At 71.9% G+C, this 20,272-nt stretch carries 16 protein-coding genes and 3 tRNA genes; 4 read left to right on the forward strand and 15 right to left on the reverse strand.

Annotation, left to right across the window (positions count from 1 at the left end; all coding sequences use genetic code 11):
* Positions 1 to 20: 20 nt before the first annotated feature.
* From OG272_RS24430 to OG272_RS24460, 7 genes are all read right to left on the reverse strand, one after another.
* Positions 21 to 1,715 (reverse strand): sensor histidine kinase, encoded by a 1,695-nt coding sequence (locus OG272_RS24430; protein WP_405894839.1) that lies wholly within the window; start codon positions 1,713 to 1,715, stop codon positions 21 to 23.
* Positions 1,712 to 2,452, reverse strand: coding sequence for a response regulator transcription factor (locus tag OG272_RS24435; RefSeq protein WP_046912936.1), 741 nt, complete (start codon positions 2,450 to 2,452; stop codon positions 1,712 to 1,714). The genes OG272_RS24430 and OG272_RS24435 overlap by 4 nt, the downstream gene beginning before the upstream one ends.
* Positions 2,453 to 2,705: 253 nt before the next feature.
* Positions 2,706 to 3,146 (reverse strand): antibiotic biosynthesis monooxygenase, encoded by a 441-nt coding sequence (locus OG272_RS24440; protein ID WP_328506737.1) that lies wholly within the window; start codon positions 3,144 to 3,146, stop codon positions 2,706 to 2,708.
* Positions 3,147 to 3,349: 203 nt separating this feature from the next.
* Positions 3,350 to 4,237 carry a DUF2797 domain-containing protein gene (locus tag OG272_RS24445; protein WP_327728854.1) on the reverse strand — a complete coding sequence of 296 codons (888 nt, stop codon included), beginning with the start codon at positions 4,235 to 4,237 and terminating at the stop codon, positions 3,350 to 3,352.
* A 180-nt stretch (positions 4,238 to 4,417) separates the two neighbouring features.
* The gene (locus OG272_RS24450) at positions 4,418 to 4,639 is read right to left on the reverse strand and encodes a hypothetical protein (protein WP_013002359.1); all 222 of its coding nucleotides are present in this window, start codon (positions 4,637 to 4,639) and stop codon (positions 4,418 to 4,420) included.
* A gap of 63 nt (positions 4,640 to 4,702) precedes the next feature.
* Positions 4,703 to 4,775, reverse strand: a tRNA-Arg gene (locus OG272_RS24455).
* Positions 4,776 to 4,974: 199 nt separating this feature from the next.
* Positions 4,975 to 5,065, reverse strand: a tRNA-Ser gene (locus OG272_RS24460).
* A gap of 210 nt (positions 5,066 to 5,275) precedes the next feature.
* Between OG272_RS24460 and OG272_RS24465 the strand changes: the two genes are divergently transcribed.
* Positions 5,276 to 5,797: an SSI family serine proteinase inhibitor gene (locus OG272_RS24465; RefSeq protein ID WP_405894842.1), complete on the forward strand. Its 522-nt coding sequence runs from the start codon at positions 5,276 to 5,278 to the stop codon at positions 5,795 to 5,797.
* A gap of 320 nt (positions 5,798 to 6,117) precedes the next feature.
* Positions 6,118 to 11,571, forward strand: coding sequence for a PAS domain-containing protein (locus OG272_RS24470; RefSeq protein ID WP_405894844.1), 5,454 nt, complete (start codon positions 6,118 to 6,120; stop codon positions 11,569 to 11,571).
* A gap of 78 nt (positions 11,572 to 11,649) precedes the next feature.
* Here the strand turns inward: OG272_RS24470 and OG272_RS24475 are convergent, their stop codons facing one another.
* The 6 genes from OG272_RS24475 to OG272_RS24500 all read right to left on the reverse strand — a co-directional run bounded on the left by OG272_RS24475 (position 11,650) and on the right by OG272_RS24500 (position 17,498).
* Positions 11,650 to 13,308, reverse strand: coding sequence for a long-chain fatty acid--CoA ligase (locus OG272_RS24475; RefSeq protein ID WP_327728851.1), 1,659 nt, complete (start codon positions 13,306 to 13,308; stop codon positions 11,650 to 11,652).
* Positions 13,309 to 13,475: 167 nt separating this feature from the next.
* Positions 13,476 to 14,087: a SigE family RNA polymerase sigma factor gene (locus OG272_RS24480; protein WP_328223587.1), complete on the reverse strand. Its 612-nt coding sequence runs from the start codon at positions 14,085 to 14,087 to the stop codon at positions 13,476 to 13,478.
* Positions 14,088 to 14,304: 217 nt separating this feature from the next.
* A complete protein-coding gene (locus tag OG272_RS24485) occupies positions 14,305 to 15,471 on the reverse strand; it encodes a lipid-transfer protein (protein WP_326581019.1) in 1,167 nt (388 codons plus the stop codon).
* On the reverse strand, positions 15,468 to 15,965 hold the full coding sequence (locus OG272_RS24490; protein ID WP_327728848.1) for a MaoC family dehydratase: 498 nt from the start codon (positions 15,963 to 15,965) through the stop codon (positions 15,468 to 15,470). Before OG272_RS24490 ends, OG272_RS24485 begins: the two co-directional genes overlap by 4 nt.
* Complete coding sequence (locus tag OG272_RS24495) at positions 15,962 to 16,948, reverse strand: bifunctional MaoC family dehydratase N-terminal/OB-fold nucleic acid binding domain-containing protein (RefSeq protein ID WP_327728847.1); 987 nt, start codon at positions 16,946 to 16,948, stop codon at positions 15,962 to 15,964. The genes OG272_RS24490 and OG272_RS24495 overlap by 4 nt, the downstream gene beginning before the upstream one ends.
* A 244-nt stretch (positions 16,949 to 17,192) precedes the next feature.
* Positions 17,193 to 17,498: a hypothetical protein gene (locus OG272_RS24500; protein WP_405894846.1), complete on the reverse strand. Its 306-nt coding sequence runs from the start codon at positions 17,496 to 17,498 to the stop codon at positions 17,193 to 17,195.
* A 355-nt stretch (positions 17,499 to 17,853) separates the two neighbouring features.
* Between OG272_RS24500 and OG272_RS24505 the strand changes: the two genes are divergently transcribed.
* On the forward strand, positions 17,854 to 18,726 hold the full coding sequence (locus OG272_RS24505) for a bifunctional DNA primase/polymerase (RefSeq protein WP_327728846.1): 873 nt from the start codon (positions 17,854 to 17,856) through the stop codon (positions 18,724 to 18,726).
* A gap of 253 nt (positions 18,727 to 18,979) precedes the next feature.
* Here the strand turns inward: OG272_RS24505 and OG272_RS24510 are convergent, their stop codons facing one another.
* Positions 18,980 to 19,225 (reverse strand): antitoxin, encoded by a 246-nt coding sequence (locus OG272_RS24510; protein ID WP_328223588.1) that lies wholly within the window; start codon positions 19,223 to 19,225, stop codon positions 18,980 to 18,982.
* Positions 19,226 to 19,486: 261 nt separating this feature from the next.
* Positions 19,487 to 19,574 (reverse strand) — tRNA-Ser (locus OG272_RS24515).
* A gap of 237 nt (positions 19,575 to 19,811) precedes the next feature.
* On the opposite strand from OG272_RS24515, the gene OG272_RS24520 reads away from it, so the two are divergent.
* Positions 19,812 to 20,207, forward strand: coding sequence for a hypothetical protein (locus tag OG272_RS24520; RefSeq protein WP_327728844.1), 396 nt, complete (start codon positions 19,812 to 19,814; stop codon positions 20,205 to 20,207).
* The last annotated feature ends 65 nt before the right edge of the window (positions 20,208 to 20,272 follow it).

A 20,272-nucleotide genomic window follows, 5' to 3' on the forward strand; every position in this document is an offset into this window, starting at 1 on the left:
CACATTCGCGAGCCGCTCTGTTATGCCCGTGTGCTCACACTGTGGTGTGCCTGTGAGTCCGATTGCCAGTTTGTCGCGCCGGTCACCAGGTCGTTCCCGTCGAACTCTCCGTCATGCCCGCCGTCGTACTGCGCGTCGTCGAGCTGCCAGTTCGCGGCGTCGTCGAGCGGCGGCACATCCCGGCCGAGGGCGGGCAGATGCACGGTGAACACGGTCCTGCCGGGCACGCTGTCGACGGTCACGGCACCACCGTGCGCGTCGGCCACGGCCTGCACGATGGCGAGCCCGAGCCCGGTCGACCCGGACGCCCTGGAGCGCGACGAGTCCCCTCGCGCGAACCGCTCGAACACGTGCGGCAGCAACTCCTCCGGGATGCCCTGCCCGTCGTCCTCGACATCGACGCACATCCACGGCCCACGCCGCTGGACGCGCGCGGTGACGGTCGTACCGGGCGGGGTATGCGTGCGCGCGTTCGCCAGCAGGTTGACGAGCACCTGCTGAAGCCGTGCCGCGTCGGCCGAGACGAGCGCGGGCAGGTCCGGCAGGTCGAGCCGCCAGTTGTGACTCCGCCCGGCGACACGCGCGTCGCTGACGGTGTCCACGACGAGGGGGATGAGATCGGTCTGCTCGAACTGCAGCGGCCGGCCGGCGTCGAGCCGCGCCAGCAGCAGCAGATCCTCGACGAGCATGGTCATCCGCCCGGACTCGGACTCGATCCGCCCGAGCGCGTGCCGGGTGTCGGGCCCGATCTCCTCCCTGCCGCGCCGGGTCAGCTCGGCGTAGCCGCGAATGGAGGCGAGGGGCGTCCTGAGCTCATGACTGGCGTCCGCGACGAACTGCCGTACGCGCGTCTCGCTCTCCTGCCGCGAGTGCAGGGCGCCGTGGATGTGGTCGAGCATCCTGTTGAGCGCCGCCCCCACCTGGCCGACCTCGGTGTGCGGGTCGGTCTCGGACGCGGGCACCCGCTCGTTGAGGGTGACTTCGCCTGTGTGGAGCGGCAGCTCGGAGACCCGGGTGGCGGTGGAGGCGACCTTGCGGAGCGGGCGCAGGGCCACGCCGACGAGGACGGAGCCGGCGATACCGGCGGCGATGAGGCCGGCGCCGGTGACGCTGAGTTCGACAGCGATGAGGGTGTTGAGGGTCTTGGTGACGGAATCGGTCGGGAGCGCGACGTAGAAGTTGCCCCGGTTGCCCTCGACGTACTGGACCCGGTATTCACCGAGGCCAGTGATTTCCACGGTGTGGGTGCCTGTCTTCGACACGTCGGCGAGAGCGGCCACCTTCTCGGCGCTCAGTGCGACGGCCGTCATGCCCTCGAAGCCCTCGCTGTCGGAGGTCTTCTCCTTGGCCACCACAGCTTTCGTGATCCCGCCGGAGGTACTCACCTGGGCGACGACGGTGTTCTCCTCGGTGCCGCCCTTCGTGACGAACCCGAAGGGGCCGTCCGGCGGGGGCCGGTTGTCGTCACCAGCGCCCTCTGGCTTCAGCGGACCGCCAGAGGCACGCATGGCGACCTCCGTCACCTGATCGTTGAGCTGGTCGTTCAGGCGCTCGCTCAACGCGACCGTGGTCACCGTACCGATGACCGCACACACCACCGCGACCAACGCCACCACGGAGACGACGAGCCGCGTACGCAGGGTGCGCGGCTGTCGTCCTCGCCCTCGCCTCAGCTTCAGCTGCCTCTGCGTACGCGTCCGTCGTCGCCCGCTCATGACGCGGCGGGCTTGATCAGGTAACCGGCCCCACGCCGGGTATGGATCATCGGCTCGCGCCCGGCGTCGATCTTCCGCCGCAGATACGAGATGTAGAGCTCGACCACGTTGGCCTGCCCGCCGAAGTCGTACGACCACACCCGGTCGAGTATCTGGGCCTTGCTGAGCACCCGCCTCGGGTTCCGCATCAGGAACCGCAGCAGCTCGAACTCCGTGGCGGTGAGGTGGATGTTCGCCCCGCCGCGCGACACCTCGTGGCTGTCCTCGTCGAGCATGAGGTCACCGACGACGAGCACGGAGTCGGAGCGGCGGTCGGCGGCACCGGAGCGGCGGATGAGCCCGCGCAGCCGGGCGACGACCTCTTCGAGACTGAACGGCTTGGTGACGTAGTCGTCACCGCCGGCGGTGAGCCCGGCGATCCGGTCCTCGACCGCGTCCTTCGCGGTCAGGAAGAGCACCGGCACGTCCGGCAGCTCGCGCCGCAGCCGCCCGAGGACGGTGAGCCCGTCCATGTCGGGCAGCATCATGTCGAGGACGACGGCGTCGGGCCGGAAGTCCCGGGCGGTCTGGAGGGCACCCGTGCCGTCCCCCGCACTCCGGATCTGCCATCCCTCATAGCGCAGGGCCATGGACAGCAGTTCGGTGATCGACAGCTCGTCGTCCACCACAAGCACTCGGACGGGGCTCCCGTCCGGCCTCAGCAGTTCGGTGCGCCCCTGGGGCGAGGTCGTGGTCATGCTGGACACCTTGTCGGGGCCCCCTGAGAACACCCTTTCCGGAACCTGTGATTTTTCTGAGAAACGCACAGGCGCCTCTCAGGCAACCCTTGGGAAGATCCCCGACTTCTCGGACACCACCCGCGCCGACCAGTACGTTCCTGATCGTTCCCACGGCATTCGCCAGGCCGCCTCACCGCGAACCCACAGCCTCACGAACACAGCGGCCCCCTCCTCGCACCCCTGCCCTGACCCCGGCTTTATGCAAGCGCTGTCATGCTTCGCCCCCTCCCCTCACGAAACCATGGCTCCGCTCGACCTTGGCGATGTGCAGCGTGTAGCTCTCGTACCACTCGGCCCGCCCCCGCTTCTGCGCCGCCCGGTGCTCGACATCGCCCCGCCACGCCTCGATGGCTTCGGCGTCCCGGAAGTACCCCACGGTGATGGCCATCCCGCCGGGTGTCCGAGCCTGATCCATCCCGAGGAACCCCGGCACGCCTTTCACCAACTCCTCCATCCGCTCGGCGGTCTCCCCGTACCCGCTCTGGTCCTCGGTCCGCGTGGAGGTGAAGACGACGGCGTAGTAAGGCGGTTCGTGGGCGGGTACGGGCGCTACGGCAGATACGTCGTCCGGTGCGTTGTCCGGTGCGTTGTCCGGTGCTTCGTCGGGTGCGTTGTCCGGTGCTTCGTCAGGCGCTATCCGCTGATCACTCATGGCAACACTCTCGGGCCGGGCCGCGACCGACGTCCACAGCCTTTCCGAACGGGATCCCAAAGGGATCGAAGTCTTTACCCGCCGCACCCGCCGCGCCCATCGCGCTCATCGCCCCCGGACCCACCGCGCCCATGGCGCCCTGCCCCTTAGGCACCCTTAGGCACCCTCAGGCCCTTCAGGCGCTTCAGGCCCCTCGGCCCCCCTCAGAACAGCCCGTCCTGCACGCTCCCGTCCCCCGGGCTCTTCAACTCCCGTACGGGCACGGTGAGGACGTCACGGGCGCCCTCGCCGACGGGAGCGGTCAACTCCCAGCCGGTCATGAGCCGCGTATCGAGGACGACGGTGCCTCGCCCGGTGGCCAGATGCAGATCGGGTCCGGCGACGGCGAGGACCTCACCGCCCACGACCCCACCGGCGACCAGCTCGGTCACCACACCGTCGGCGGCCGGCAACCCGCCGAGTCCGAACACGCCGAAGTGATCGACGGCTTGGAAGGGCACGGGCTCCAACGACTCGGGCCACCCGGCGAGCCCCAGGGCCCGCCCATGCAGCTCCGCCAGCTCCCCGACGCGCTCCTCGACGCCCGGCAGGTCGGCCCGCACGAGCCGCTTCTCGGCGTACGGAATCCGATCCGGCACCTTGAGCGCGGCCCGCAGCATCTCCTCCACCCGCCGCGCTGCCATCAGCGGCCCCCGCCCGAGCCACCCGAAGCAGACCGCCCCCTGCTCCAACAGCCGCGCCGGCCCCCGCTCGACCGCGGTGATCCCGACCTTCACCTGTGCGGGCCCGAACCACGCGAGGTACACGTGATACGGCCGCGGGTCATCGGCGATCGTGTCGGCGGCCACGGAATGCGCCCGGTCGAGCCGCGCACACTCCTCACACCGAGCCCCGATACTCCGCCCCGGCACCCCCGCACGCACCGGACACGGGTTCCCCCTGGCGCCGACGCACGTGCGACGCCCCTCGCTCACGACTCCGAAAGCCACCACCTTCCCCTGGGGCAATGGACTCCCCCGTCCACCCGCCCACCCCAACAGCGGCCCGTCCTCGCTCCACCGCAGCCCCGTACATCTCCACACGCGTGCCATCCCCCACGACGTTAGAGGGCACCACTGACAGCGCCTCCGCCCGGCGGTCCGGACCTCGGGAAGGTTCGTCGTCGGAAGGCGGCGATGCCGCGATGGCATGGCGAAGCCGGAGGCGGGGCGGCATGGCTCGGCGACGCGGCCGGCCGCGCCCCCCTCAGGGGCGGAACCCGGCGGTCGGGCCTACAGCTTGCTCATCTTGGTGTACGGGCTCAGGATCCGCTGTCGCGCGGAGCCGAAATCGACGAGGGCGGCGATCCCGTCCTCGATGCCGATCACTCGGCCGAGGCCGTACATGTCGTGTGTGACCTGGTCGCCCACCGCGAAGTGCTTGGGAGGCGGAGCGACCGGGGCCTTGAAGGGACTGGTGGGCAGATAGCGCTTCGGTGCACCTGGCTTTGTCATTGAGACCAGTATGCGCCAACGACGAGGGCCCCGGATCTCTCCGGGGCCCTCGTCTTGCTTGTGTGCACTCGGCAGGATTCGAACCTGCAACCTTCTGATCCGTAGTCAGATGCTCTATCCGTTAAGCTACGAGTGCTTGTTCTGTTTTCCCGCCGATCCTGGCCCTTTCGGCCCGCTCTCGGCGACAGGAAGAACATTACATGACTGCCGTCGCCATGTGAAATCCGTTTGCCATAGCCCTTGTGACCTGGGGAAACAGCTTCTGGGGCGCTCTCGGAGCGGGGTGGGGACGACGAAGCCCCGGTCGGGTGGACCGGGGCTTCGGTGATCAAGCGCGGAGGCGGAGGGATTTGAACCCTCGATGGGATTGAAGTCCCAAACCGCATTAGCAGTGCGGCGCCATAGACCGGACTAGGCGACGCCTCCAGCACAACCGCCCACGCGAGCGCGAGTGGTGCGTGCAGATGATGACACAGCCGGGTGGGCTGTCACCAATCGCCTCCCACGGTACTAGGCGGAGAGGCCGCAGGGCAAAGCCGTATGGCACGTCGGGAGTGGTGCGACGGCCTGACGGGGCGCCGCGGAACGGCGGACGTGGCGCCGCAACCGTGAGGCCGGCGTGACGTTAGTCAGGTCATGTCGCAGACCCCTCCCGCCGCGTCCCCCAGCCGTCCCGCCGCCGCCCTGGGCCGGCTGTTCCTCGGTGCCGCCGCCTCGCTCGCCGCGGCCGCCGCGGGCACGCTCGCGCCGGTGGCGCCGGACGCGTACGCCGCCGAAGCGGTGTCGCACGCGTCACTGCCCCTGCCCACACCCACGCCCGCGCCCGAGACCGGGGACCGGTTGACCGTCACCGTGCGCGAGGCCGGCGGCGGGGCGGACGGGACGTTCGAGCTGCGGTGCCACCCCCAGGGCGGCAGCCACCCGGACGCGCGTGAGGCGTGCGGGCGGCTCGATCGGCGGACGGTCTGGGGGAAGGATCCGTTCGCGCCGGTCCGGCCCGACGCCGTCTGCACGATGCAGTACGGCGGGCCGGCCACCGCGTACGTCACCGGGACCTGGGCCGGGCGACGCGTCGACGCCCGCTTCGACCGCGGCAACGGCTGCGAGATCGCCCGCTGGGACGCACTGGTGCCCGTGCTGCCGGACCTCCGCGCCTAGGAGCGCGTATAGAGGGGGTAGAGAGGGAGGAAGAGAAACCAGCCACCCGACGCGCGGCGCCGACAGCCCCCTCGACACCCGTGCACAGCCCGTACATATGTGCCGCGGGCAAGTCCGTCGGGCAAAACACACGGTCACGGCACCCCCGTCCGCACAGTCACGGCATCTCCGTATGTTCGGTGTGCGACCTCCCTCTCATCCGGCGTCGCGAGCGCAACCTCTGCCCGTAGACTCCCTCGCGTGACACGTTGCGGGCCGGTTGGCAAGATGGCCATGGGCCCAGCGGTCGGCAAGGTGCGGTAACAGGGAGGAAGCGTCTCGTGAGCAGCAGGCCATCCCGAGGCGCTGCTCGCCTCGCAGCCATACTGGACGCGCTGCCCGATGCGTTGGTGCTGGTCAACGCCAATGGGACCGTCGTCAACGCCAACACGATCGCCCTGGAGGCCTTCGAGACCCCCGGGACCGCGTTGGTCGGGCGCGGGTTGCTGGACCTGCTGCCCGAGTTCGACTCCCGGCTCATCCCGGGCTCCATGCGGCGGCCCGACACCATGGACCCGACCGGGCGGACCAAGCCGACCCGGATGACCGCCCGCCGGACCGACGGCAGCGAGTTCCCGGTCGAGGTCACAAGCGCGAATCTGGAGAACGGGCAGCAGGCGTACGACGGTTACGGCTACGCCAACGACGAGCTGCTCATGCTGGTCGTACGGGATCTTTCGGGCACCGTCGACACCGAGGCCGAACTCGCGCGTTCGCAACGGCAGACCGAGATGATCCTGCGGGCCGCGTCCGAGGGCGTGGTCGGGACCGACACGGACGGCAGGATCGTCCTCGTCAATCCGGCCGCCGCCCAGATACTGGGTTATCGGGCCAGTGACCTCGGCGGACGCGAGCTGCACACCCTCGTGCTGCACTCCCGCGAGGACGGCGCCCCATTCCCGTACACCGAGTCGCCGCTCGCGGACACCCTGAAGTCCGGGCGCAAGCACCGGGTGCGCGGGCAGGTGCTGTGGTCGAAGAACGGCGAGAAGGTGTCGGTCGACCTGACGACCGCGCCGGTGCGCGACGGGGATCAGCTCGTCGGCGCCGTGATGACGTTCACCGACCGGCGGCCGTACGACAAGCTCGCCGAGGAGAAGGACGCCGAGGCCGAGACGCACGCGGAGGAGCTGGAGCGGCTCGCCAAGGAGCACGCCGAGGAACTCGCGGGCGTACGCGAGGAGCACGCCGCCGAGCTGGCCGAACTGGCCGAACAGCACGCCGAGGAGCTCGCCGCCGGCGACGAGCGGTACGCGGCGCTCGGGGAGCGCGAGAAGGACCGGTACGAGGCGCTGGCCGCGCGGCACGAGCAGCTGCTCGCCGTGCTGGGCACCTCGCTGCGCGGCCCGCTCGACCAACTCCGCGGTGAACTGGGCACGCTCGCCGCCGACGACGCCGGGCAGCTGTGGCCCGAGGCCAACCAGGTGCTGCATCACCTGACCGCCGGGTACTCGCGGATCACGACGCTCATCGACAACGTGCTCGGCTACCAGCGGATCGACGCGGGCGAGGACACCCTGGTGCGTACGGCCGTCATGCTCGACGCGGTCGTCGCGGCCGGGGTCGACGGGGCCGTGGAACTGGTCGGGCCGGGACGGGTGCAGTTCGCCGTGCACGCGCCGCCCATCGAGGCCGAGGTGGACCAGGTGCGGCTCGCGACCGCGCTCGCCCATCTCGTCGCGGATGTCGCCGGTGTCGACGCGACGGGCAACGCGCCCATGTCCACCGGCGGCTACATGGACAACACCGTCGTCGTGGCGGCCGCGCAGCGCGGTGAGGTCGTCCGCATCGAGGTGCGCGGGCCATACGCCGGGGGAGACCCGGTGCACCAGCCGATCGTCCAGGGGATCGTGCGGGCGCACGGCGGTGTGCTCCAGACGGTCGAGGTGCCGGGGATGAGCGGCAGCGCGTATGTGCTGGAGGTGCCGCTGGGTGGCGGTGCCGGGGCGGTCCCCTCGCAGGCGCTGCCCGCCGAGACGGGCGTCGAGGCCGAACCCGAGTACATGGCGACCGGTGCCGAGGTCTCCTTGCCCGACCAGGCCGCCGCCGGTGGCGGCGGCGGGCGGCGGCGGGCACGGCGGTCGTCGGTGGACGCGTTCCTGGAGAGCGAGGACGCTCCCGAAGGTGGGGAGGGCGAGACCGCTGTCGCCCCGACCGGGCGGCGCAGGCGCAGGGCGGAGGACGCGGCGGCCGCGGCCGGTGCGGCAGCCGGGTCCGGCGAGGCCGCCGGACCCGCGCAGGGCGCCGAGGCCGAGGGCTCCGGAGGTACCGGGCGACGGCGTGGACGTGCCGCCTCGGCCGAAGCCGCCGGTGAGTCCGTGGCCACCGAGGGCGCGGTCGTCACGGCGGCCGAGCACGCGGCGGGTGCCGCTGCCGCCGCCTCCGGCCTGGGCGGGACGGTGCCGCCGCAGGGCGTGCCCGCGCCCGGCGGACGGCGCGCGCGCCGGGAGCCCGTGGCACAGAACGCTCTGCCTCCGGCGCTGCCGGCGGGGCCGAGCCCGGTCACCGAGGCGACCGCCGACGACGCCGCGTCCGGCGAGGCGGGCGGCGCCCAGCAGCCCACCGGACGCCGTCGTCGCGCCCTCGGGGGCGGGGAGGAGCGCGCCGCAGCGCCCGCACCGGGTGCGCGAGCGGTCTTCGCGCTGCCGCCGGCCGAGGCCGACCGGGGGCCCGAGTACGCACAGGCGGCCGGACTCGGTCCGCTCCCCCTGCCCGCGGGACCGGGTGCGCCCGGCACGCCCATGCCGCTGCCGGCAGGCCCGGCCGGACCCGCCGTGCCCGTGCCCGCGCAGGGTGCGGGGTACGACGGTGAGGGCGGCCAGGGTGTGGCCGCTGCGGCCGGGGGTATGGCTGCTGCGGCCGGAGGGCCGGTGCCCGCCGGAGGGCCGGTGCCCGCCGGAGGGCCCGTGCAGGTCGGAGGACCCGTGCAGGCCGCGGGAGTTGTGCCTGCCGGAGAGCCGGTGCCTGCCGCCGGGATCGGGCAGCAGGTCAGTGGGGGAGGACAGCAGGGCGCCGGAGCCGGGCAGCAGGTCCCCCAGAATGGTCCGGGGGCGCCGGGTGGCGTCGCCGGTGCGGGTGCGGGTGCGGGCCAGGTGGCCGGTGCCGGGCAGGGCCCCGGCGCGGGTCAGGCCGCCGGTGTGGGTCAGGCCCCCGGCGCGGGTCAGGCCGCCGGTGTGGGGCAGGCTCCTGGCGCTGGTCAAGGCGCCGGTGCCGGGCAGAACCCGGGTGCGGGCCAAGTGACCGTCGAGGGCCAGATGTCGGGTGCCCCGGCCGGGGGTGCCGACGACGGTCGCCACGACGCCGCGCTGCACGACCCGACCGACCACACCCCGCCGCAGCCGCACCCGGTGCCCACGCCGACGGGCCGCCGCCGGGCGGCACGGCAGACCGCTCCCCAGCAGGGTGACGGCGTGGCGACGATGGCTCCCGCACAAGGGGTGCCGCCCCAGGGTGCTCCCGCGCAGGGGATTCCCCCGCAGGGAGGACCGGAACAGCCGGTGCCCGCACAGGGCGCACCCGTGGCCACCGCACAGCCCGTGCCCGCCCAGGGTGTCCCGGGCGGCCCGCAGCAGGTGCCCGCGCACGCCGGAGCCCTCGGCCACTCCGTCGTCGTACCGGGAGTGCAGGGCGTACAAGGGGTCCAAGCCGTTCAGGGTGTACAGGGCGCGCAGCCCGTCCCCGCCCAGGCCCCTGGCGTGGCTCCCGGTCAGCCCGCCGCGGCAGGAATCGCGGCCGCGCAGTCCGTCTCTCCGCAGGGGGCCCCGGGGGGCGCCGCTCAGGCAGCCGCCGGGCAGGCGGCCACAGGCCAGGCCGCTGCCACCCAGGCCGCTCCAGGACAACCCGACACCGTCGGACAGACCGCCGTCGGACAGACCGCCGTCGGACATCCCGTCGCCGCGCAAGGCGCCGTCCCGCCGCAAGGTGCCCCCGGTGGCGCACAGCAGGTGCCCGCGCACGCCGGAGCCCTCGGTCACTCCGTCCTCGTACCGGGAGTGCAGGGCGCGCAGCCGGTTCAGGGCGTCGCCCAGCCCGTGCCCGCACCAGGGGTGCCCGGCGCCCAGCAGCCCGTCCCGGCTCAGGGTGCGGCCGCGGCCCCCGGCGCACCCCAGCCGCAGCAGCCCCAGTCCTGGCCGGACCCCCGCCAGGAGACCTCCGGGGCCGCCATCCCCGTAGCCGCTCCGCAGGCGCCGCTGCCCCCGCAGTCCACCCCCTCCTCGGGCACTCCGCTGCCGCCGGAGGTCGCCGTACAGCAACAGCCGCGCGCCGCACAGCCGTTGCCCGCCGAAGCCGCGGCCCCGGCCCCGGCCCAAGCCCCGGCTCCGTCTCCGGCTCCGGCCCAAGCCCAGGTTCGGGCCCAGGCCGCCCCGGTCCCCGCCGCCGCTCCCGCCCCCGTCGACCCCAACTCCACCCAGGGACGGTCGATCAGCGTGCGGACGCTCGGCCAGGGCGTCCCGTTCTCCCGCCAGGGCGGTCCCCAGGCGCAAGCCCAGGCACAGGCACAGGCACAGGCAGGCGCACAGACGCAGCCCCAGACCGGAGCCACACCCGCACCGAATCAGCCCGGTGGTTCCGGCAGGCGCCGCAAGCTCGGGACACCGCCCCAGGGGGTCGGCCGACCCGAAACGTCCGCGCGCCCCCACCCGCAGTCCACCCCGACCAACGGCACCGGTATCAGCACCGGCACCGGCACCGGCACCGGCACCGGCCAGACCCCGCCGCCCGCCCAGGCGGCGGCCCAGCCCCAGCAGGCAGCCGCGCATACGGCGCAGCCCTCCCTCGCCGGCCAGACCCCGCTGCCGGCCCAGCCCTCCCTCGCCGGGCAGGTCCCGCTCCCGCCGCAGCCCTCCCTCGCCGGGCAGTCCCGGCTGGCGGGCCGTACGGAGGGTGCCGGGCGGTCGTACGCCATAGGGGCACCCGACGAGAACGCGGCCGAAGGTCCCGAGCCGCTGGACGGGCCCGGCGGCGCCGTGGAGGTCCCCGACCGGCCGCATCCGCAGCCGATGGACGACGAGTTGCCTCCGGAGCCGCTGGACAACCCGCGCCGGCTGCTGGTGTGGCCCGCGCCGGACGCGTCGACCCATCAGGCGCTGAGCGACCGCGGCTACCGGCCCGTCATCGTGAACTCCCGCGAGGACGTGGACGCCCAGATCGCCGCCTACCCGGCCGCCCTGTTCGTCGACCCGCTGACCGGCCCCATCACCCGCACGGCCCTCCAGTCGCTGCGCCAGGCCGCCGTGGCCGCCGAGGTCCCCGTCCTCGTGACGGCGGGACTCGGCCAGGCGACGCGCGAGGCGGCGTACGGCGCCGACCCGGCCATCCTGCTGAAGGCGCTCGCGCCGCGCGACTCCGAGCAGCACCCGCCGCGCGTCCTGCTCATCGAGGAGCACGCGGAGATCGCGCTCGCCCTGACCGCGACGCTGGAACGGCGTGGCATGCAGGTCGCACGGGCCGCGTCGGACGCGGACGCCGTCACGCTGGCCGCGCAGATGCGGCCGAACCTCGTGGTGATGGACCTGCTGCAGGTGCACCGCCGCCAGGCCGGAATCATCGACTGGCTGCGGACGAACGGCCAGTTGAACCGCACCCCGCTCGTCGTCTACACCGCCGCCGTCGACCAGTCCGAACTCCCGCGCCTGGCCTCGGGAGAGACGGTCCTCTTCCTCGCGGAACGCTCGACGAGCCCCGAAGTACAGACCCGCATCGTGGACCTGCTGGCACGAGTCGGCACGAACTGATCCCCCCACGCATGGCGGTGGGGCGGTGTTTCACGTGAAACACCGCCCCACCATCACCTCACCTGACCGCGACGCGTCCTAGATCTGCGTCACATCCAGCGAGCCCTCCGCGTACTGCCTCCGCAGCACCTTCTTGTCGAACTTGCCCACGCTCGTCTTCGGCACCGACTCGATGATCGTCCAGCGCTCGGGCAGCTGCCACTTGGCGATGTGACCCTCGTCGGCGAGGAAGGAACGCAGGGCGGCGAAGTCGGTGGTGGACCCCTCCTTCAACACGACCGTGGCGAGGGGACGCTCGCCCCACTTGTCGTCCGGTACGGCGACGACGGCGGCCTCGGCAACGTCCGGGTGAGCCATGAGGGCGTTCTCCAGCTCGACGGAGGAGATCCACTCGCCGCCGGACTTGATGACGTCCTTGGCGCGGTCGGTGAGGGTGAGGAAGCCGTCGGGGCTGATCGTGCCGACGTCGCCCGTCTTCAGCCAGCCGTCCTCGCTGAACTTGTCGTCGGGGCGGACGGGTTCGGCGCCCGAACCGCCGTAGTAGGCGCCCGCGATCCAGGGGCCACGGACCTCCAGCTCACCGGCGGACTCGCCGTCCCAGGGGAGGCGTTCGCCGCCGGGGCCGGTGAGGCGGGCCTCGACGGAGGCGGGGAAGCGGCCCTGGGTGAGGCGGTAGGCGAGCTCCTCCTCCGAGTCGGGCTCGACATGGGCCGGCGGCCGGGCGATCGTGCCGAGCGGGGAGGTCTCCGTCATGCCCCAGGCGTGGCAGACGTGCATCCCCAGCTTGTCGAAGGCCTCCATGAGGGCGGGCGGGCAGGCCGAACCGCCGATGGTCACCTGGGTGAGCGAGGAGACCTCGCGCGGGCGGGCGGTCAGCTCCGCGAGCAGGCCCTGCCAAATGGTGGGGACGGCGGCGGCGTGCGTCGGCTTCTGCGTCTCGATCATCTCGGCGAGCGGGCCGGGCTGCAGAAACCGGTCCGGCATCAGCATGTTGACGCCGGTCATGAAGGTCGCGTGCGGCAGGCCCCAGGCGTTGACATGGAACTGCGGGACGACGACGAGCGAGAGGTCCGCGTCCGTCAGGCCCATGGACTGGGCCATGTTGACCTGCATGGAGTGCAGATAGATCGAGCGGTGGGAGTAGACGACGCCCTTGGGGTCGCCGGTGGTGCCGGAGGTGTAACACATGGCGGCGGCGGAGCGTTCGTCCAGCTCGGGCCAGTCGTACGTGGTCGGCTTCCCGGCGATCAGGTCCTCGTACTCGTGCACCTGGACGCTCGCTCCGGCGAGCAGCGACCGGTCGCCGGGTCCGGCGACGACGACGTGCTCCACCGGCTTGAGGTGCGGGAGGAGCGGCGCGAGGAGGGGCAATAGCGAGCCGTTCGCGATGATCACGCGGTCGGCGGCGTGGTTGACGATCCAGGCGAGCTGCTCGGGGGGCAGGCGCAGATTGAGGGTGTGGAGGACGGCCCCCATGGAGGGGATCGCGAAGTACGCCTCCACATGCTCCGAGTTGTTCCACATGAGAGTCGCGACGCGCTCGTCGCCGTCGACTCCGAGGTCCTCGCGCAGGGCGTGGGCCAGCTGCGCGGTGCGGGCGCCGATCTCGGCGTAGGAGCGGCGTTCGGGCTCACCCTCACCGGTCCAGGTGATCACCTGCGACGTCCCGTGGATGACCTGTCCATGGGTCAGGATCCTGGAGATCAACAGCGGTACGTCCTGCATGGTGCTCAGCACGGCGTCCTCCCGGGGCGGCTCTGCCTACGCGGTGGTAACGGATGTGCTGATTCTGCTCACATACCGCTCGGTATGTCACTAGAGGGCAAGATGATCGATCAGACGGAGTCACCCGGGCGAGCCCGAGCCCGCGCGTGCCGGAGCCACCTGACACACCAACGACCCGGCTAGCGCACGGGTTCCAGCTCGGGGTCCTCGCGCAGCTTGCCGAGCGCCCGGGACACCGCCGACTTCACCGTGCCGACCGAGACGCCGAGGACCTCGGCCGTCTGGACCTCGCTCAGATCCTCGTAGTACCTGAGGACGACCATGGCCCGCTGGCGCGCCGGCAGTTTCATGATCGCCCGCCACATCGCGTCGTGCAGCGCCTGCTGCTCGGCCGGGTCCGCGGCCTGGGCCCCCTCGGGCTCCGGCAGCTCTTCGCACGCGAACTCGTCCACCTTGCGCTTGCGCCACTGGGACGTCCGGGTGTTCAGCAGCGCCCGACGGACATAGCCGTCGAGTGCCCGGTGGTCCTCGATGCGCTCCCAGGCCACGTACGTCTTGGCCAGCGCGGTCTGCAGCAGGTCCTCGGCGTCGCACGGGTTCGCGGTGAGCGAGCGGGCGGCCCGCAGCAGCACCGGCTGGCGGGCCTTCACGTACGCCGAGAACGACGGGTACGACAGGTTCGTCAGGCTCGACAGGGCCGGCCGGGCCGAGGTCGATCGTGCCGAGGGCGACAGGGTCCGCGTCACTGGTGCAGCGGCCTTCGAAGCGCTGGTGCAGACGGGTGTGGTCATGGCTCCACGCTAGGAGCGGGCCCCGCCCGGCAAATCGGCCGCAGGTCCCGAAGGCGAATCCCCCTCAGGTTGTAGGAGTGGGGCACACCCGACCTACTGAAGGTGGATGAACAGCCCCGGGGTACTGAGGGTGTACCCCTGAGACCACCTGCCCAGGGTGTACGGCACCGGACCCGAGGAGGCCTGGAGCTCGCCCCGGGCGTCACCTGCGCACCGCTCACCCGTCCGTCCCCAGCACCAACCCCGAGGTCGGCACCCCCGTACCCGCGGTGACCAGCACCCGCTCGGCGCCGGCGACCTGGTTCACGGCGGTGCCCCGCAGCTGCCGTACCGCCTCCGCGATGCCGTTCATCCCGTGCAGATACGCCTCGCCGAGCTGCCCGCCGTGGGTGTTGAGCGGCAGCCGCTCCTCCGCGACGAAGTCCGCCGCCTCCCCCGGCCCGCAGAACCCGAACTCCTCCAGCTGCATCAGCACGAACGGCGTGAAGTGGTCGTACAGGATGCCCACGTCGATGTCGTCGGGACCGAGCCCCGAGGTCCGCCGGAGCTGCCGGGCGACGACGCCCATCTCCGGCAGCCCGGTGAGGTCGCTGTCGTAGAAGCCGGTCATCTGCTGCTGCGCCCGGCCCGCGCCCTGGGCGGCCGCCACGACCACGGCGGGCGGCTTCGGCAGATCCCGCGCGCGCTCCACGGACGTCACGACGAGCGCCTGGCCGCCGTCCGTCTCCTGGCAGCAGTCCAGCAGCCGCAGCGGCTCGACGATCCAGCGCGAGGCCGCGTGCTCGTCGAGGGTGATGGGACGGCCGTGGAAGTACGCCGCCGGGTTCGTCGCCGCATACTTCCGGTCCACCACGGCCACCTGCCCGAACGCCTCGGGGGTCAGCCCGTACGCGTACAGGTAGCGCTGTGCCGCCATCGCCACCCACGAGGCGGGCGTGAGCAGCCCGAACGGCAGCGTCCAGCCCAGCGCCACGCCCTCCGCCGAGGGTTCCCGATGCCGTACGCCCGACCCGAACCGCCGCCCCGAGCGCTCGTTGAACGCCCGGTAGCAGACCACCACCTCCGCCACGCCCGTCGCGACCGCGAGCGCCGCCTGCTGCACGGTCGCGCACGCGGCGCCGCCGCCGTAGTGGACACGGGAGAAGAAGGACAGCTCGCCGATACCGGCCGCCTGCGCGACCGTGATCTCCGGGCTCGTGTCCATCGTGAACGTCACCATCCCGTCCACGTCCGCCGGCGCCAGCCCCGCGTCGTCGAGCGCCGCCCGTACCGCCTCCACGGCCAGCCGCAGCTCGCTACGCCCCGAGTCCTTGGAGAAGTCGGTCGCGCCGATACCGACGATCGCGGCCCGCCCGCCGAGCCGGTCCTTGGTTCGCACGCTCATTCGGCACCCCCTGCCGGGAGGACGACATCCCCTGTCGGGAGGGCGGGGTCGCTTCCTGCCGGGAGGGCGGGGTCGCTTCCGGCCGGGGGCGGGAGGGTGTCGTCCGCTTCCGGGAGCGTGACCGTGACCGTGCCGGTGACGTGCCGGCCGATGCCGTTCTCGCCGACGACCTTGATCGTGGCCGTGCGACCGGCGGTCGTCTCGACCGTGCCGGTCAACACCATTGTGTCGCCCGGGTAGTTGGGCGCGCCCAGCCGGATCGCCACCTTGCGCAGGACGGCGGCCGGACCGAAATGATCGGTGACGTACCGTCCCACCAGCCCGTTCGTCGTCAGGATGTTCATGAAGACGTCCGGAGACCCGCGCCGCCGGGCCAGCTCCGGATCGTGGTGCACGTCCTGGTAGTCGCGCGAGGCGATGGCCCCCGCGACGACGAGCGTCCGGGTGATCTCGATCTCCAGCGGCGGAAGCGCCTGTCCGGCCTCGGCCCTCATACCGGCGCCACCTCCTCCTCCACGCGGAACACCGGCAACTCCAACTCCTCGTCACAGCGTGCGAATTCGAGCCGTACGGGCATCCCGATCCGCACCTTGTCGTACGGCACCCCGATCACGTTGCTGACCATCCGCACCCCTTCCGCCAGCTCGATCAGCCCGACGGCGTACGGCGGATCGAAGGCCGGGAAGGGCGGGTGATGCATGACGACGTACGAGTACACGACCCCCTCGCCGCAGGCCTCGACCGTGTCCCACTCGGGCGAACCGCACGCGTTGCAGCCCGGCAGCCAGGGGAGGCGGAGCGTGGCGCAGTCGGCGCAGCGCTGGATGAGGAGCCGGTGCCGCGCGACGCCCTCCCAGAAGCCGGCGTTGTCGCGATTGACGACGGGGCGGGGACGGCGGGGCCGCTCCTGCGGTTGGGGCCGGGGCTCTCGCTCCCTGGGCTCGTGCTCCCGGGACTCGTGCTCCCGGGACTCGTGATTCCCGGAGGCACCAGCCGGCGCGTACTTGAGTATCCGGAAGCGATGCGTGCCGACGAGTTCGTCGCCCTCCTCACCGGCCCGCACATCCATGCGCGTCGTCACGAAGTACCCCGTGCCGAGTCTGGTGGTCTTCCGCTCCGACACCGACTCGATGACCGAGTCGAACGTGATCTCGTCCCCGGGCCGCAGCGCCCGTAGGTACTCCTGCTCGCAGTCGGTGGCGACGACGGAGGTGTACCCGGCGCCGTCGAGCAGCGCGAGGAGTTCGCCGTACGCCGGCGCGCGGGTCTCGTGCCCGCTCAGCCCGCCCATCGTCCACACCTGGAGCATGGTGGGCGGCGCGATGGCCCCCGGTCCGGTGTACGCGGGGTTGGTGTCCCCCATGGCCTCGCACCAGTGCCGGATCATGGGCGAGTTGACGGGATCCTTGCCACGGCCGCCGTGGACGGCCGCGCGCCCCTCGTAGGCCTTGAGCCGTACGGACAGGTCCTCGACCATCGTGCCGCAGCCCCCTCCACGTTTCTGACTGTCCGTCAGATTGAAGGAGCGGTCGCCCCAACTGTCAAGGTCACGACGTCGCCGGAAACGCCTGTGCGGCGGTGCCGAAGCACCGCCACACAGGCGTGTTTCACCCCACGAACATGTCCCACACGTCCCGCACCCGAGGGTCGGGCCCTGAGGCCTCAGGGCCGGGGCGACCTCATCCGCCCACCCTCGGCCGCCCGGCCCGCCCTCGGCCCGCTCACCAGAGGTTGGTGAAGCTGACGACGGCGTTCTCCTGGTCGATCGCCGTGAGGCCGGAGCCGTTGACCTGGGCGGTGTTGTTCTGGTTCGAGGCGCCCGAGCCGTTCGCCTGCTGCTGCGAGGTCGACGAGTTGCCGCTGTTGTCGCGGCCGACACCGCTGCCGACGATGTTCGCCACGCCGGCGTTCGATCCGTTGTCCGCGATGGCGCCGTTGTCGGCCGACGCGACGCCGGTGAACAGGGCGGCGGCGAGCGGGAGCGCCGAGACGGCGGCGAGAGCGCGGGCTGTACGGATGCTTGCCATGTGCACTTCCTCCAGGGGTCCTTCACGCAAGTACGGGTTGCCCCGGGGCAGTTGGCCGACCGCCTCGGTGCGGGTCTTCGACGTCGCGAATCCAGAGTTGCCCACCGAATCCCCGGCGAACCACCCCGGAAGCCCCTATTCCCCCTGAAGCGTGATGACAAGTCGATAAACCCCCATGGATCAAGGAACTCCCAGTTCAGGAGCGATGCGCCCATCGAGCGGCAGCAAGATCAAGTGACGCAAGGGGCGAAGCGTTCCGGCACTTTTCCAGCCACCCCGCGCACTGACCTCCGACGACCGAAAGCGCTCCTCGCACCCCCTTCCCTTTATCGAACACACGTACGAACATAGAAACATGGCCACCACAGACCGGCAGGCCGGCACCCTGGCTCTGGCCCACGCCCTCTCCGCCGCCGAACGCGGACTGGCGGTGATCCCGCTGTCCCGCGCGAAGCTCCCGGCCCTGCGCTCCCCCCACCGAGACGACCCGTCTCCCTCCCCCTCCCCCTGTCACGGCGAGTGCGGCCGCTTCGGCCACGGCGTCCACGACGCCTCCACCGACCCCCGCCGCATCCGCGAACTCTTCACCGCCGCCCCCTGGGCCACCGGCTATGGCATCGCCTGCGGCCTCCGCCCCCACCATCTGATCGGCATCGACCTCGACACGAAATCCGGCACGGACTCCTCGACGGCCCTGCGCGAGCTCGCGCTCCGCCACCTCTTCACGATCCCCGAGACGGTCGTCGTCGTGACCCCCAGCGGCGGCCGCCACCTCTGGCTCACCGGCCCGCCCGACGTCGTCGTCCCGAACTCGGCGAGCCGCCTCGCCCCCGGCATCGACATCCGCGGCGCCGGCGGCTACCTCGTCGGCCCCGGCTCCCGCACCGACCACGGCGTCTACAGCACGGCCCCCGGCACGGCCCACCTGCCGCCGGCCCCCTGCCCGCCAGCCCTGCTCCGCCTCCTGCTGCCACCGCCGCGCACGAGCCCCTCCCAGACATCCGGCGGCCGGGGCGACGGCCACGGTCTGGTCCACTTCGTCCTGACCGCCCAGGAGGGCCAGCGCAACACCCGCCTCTTCTGGGCGGCTTGCCGCGCGTACGAGAACGGCCTCGGCCCCGACCTCACGAACGCGCTGGTCGAGGCCGCCGTACACACGGGGCTCACGGAACGGGAGGCGAGGTCGACGATCGCTTCGGCGGCACGGATGTCGGGGCGACGGGCGTGAAGGCGTGCCCCAGCCGCGACGCGCGACCGGCCGGCACCCGCGATTCCGCGCGCCGGTCGCCGGTGGTCTGTCATCGGTCGCCGGTTGCCGGTTGCCAGTCGCCGGTCGCCGGTGGTCTCTCATCGGTCGCCGGTCGCCGGTCGCCGGTCGCTCGAACATCATCACGGCGCGAGAGACGGCCGCGGCCGACGAGGGCGAGTAGGACTGACGGCCCCGTCAGCCGCGCCGCCACCACGGCACCATCACGCCACCACTACCGGGGCGGGTCCTCGCGGCCGGTGTCGGTCTGCCCCGTCTGCCCCGTCTGCCCTGTCTGCCCTGTCTGCCCTGTCTGCTCCGAGCCCATCTGCCGCCTGAGCCTCTCCTGCGCCGAGTCGACCTGACCGCTGTGCTTCCCCTGCGTCCGCCCGTCGACGAAGTCACCGGTCTTGTCGATGCCCTGCCCGGCCTGGTCCTCATGGCCCTTCAGCATGTGCTTGAGCTTGCCCATCACAGACATAGCGTCTCCTTCCGCCGTTTACACCGTCCCCACCAGAATCCGCGCCCCTCCCACAGACCGCATCTCGTAACCCCGCCCAACCGCCGACGAAGGGGCGCCCCGCAACCGGGACATCCCTGAAAGCGGCAAGTGCCCTACCGCTCGGATCGCGTGCCCCACTCGTGCGCCAGGCCGGGGAATCACGGGAACGTCAGGGCTGTCGGCGAGCAGCCGTCAACACAACGGCCCCTGACCGTCTTACCTGGTCAGGGACCGTTCACCTGGCGGTGGGTGTGGGATTTGAACCCACGGTGACTCGCGCCACGACGGTTTTCAAGACCGTTCCCTTAGGCCGCTCGGGCAACCCACCTACGCCCCGGCCCACCTGGCCCGGAGCGGCTACAGACTACCGGCTGCGGTCATGATCATGGGATGGCGGTCCGCGACAGGTGCACGGCGGCGCGGTGACCGGCTACAACTGTGGTGGGGGGAGGGGCCCATGAAGCCGGAGACCGTGATTTCTGTGTCGGCGACCGTGATCGCACTCGCTTCGCTCTGGGTGAGTTTCACGGAATCGCGAAGCATCCGGTCGCACAATCGTCAGTCGGTGAGACCGCTCCTGCAGATCCGGCGGGTGCTGACCTTCGAAGGATCGAGGACGGGGATCCAGCTCGTCAACGCCGGTCTCGGTCCGGCCATAGTCACCAGCAGCGTGGTGCGGGTGGACGGCGAGGTGTTGGGGGAGTGGGACCTGAAGACATACCGGCGGCTCACACAGGGGCACTCGGTCCGCCCGAAGGTGTCGACGCTGCAGCCAGGTGTTCCCGTGCTCTCCGGCCAAGTCGTGCACCTGCTGTTCTTCGACGACTTCGACCGCGCCGAGCACGCGTGGTTCTGGACGCTCGTCAGTGAGCGTCTGATGGTCGAGATCTACTACGAGTCGATGTACGGCGGCGAGAACTTCAGGGCCGTGCTGATCCCACCGTGGGAGCCCCCGACCTGACGCCGACCTGACGCCGACGTGATGTCGACCTGATGTCGACCTGATGCCGCCGTCCCCGTCCCCCG

Origin of the sequence: Streptomyces sp. NBC_00104, assembly GCF_045160825.1 — a bacterium.
Lineage (GTDB): Bacteria > Actinomycetota > Actinomycetes > Streptomycetales > Streptomycetaceae > Streptomyces.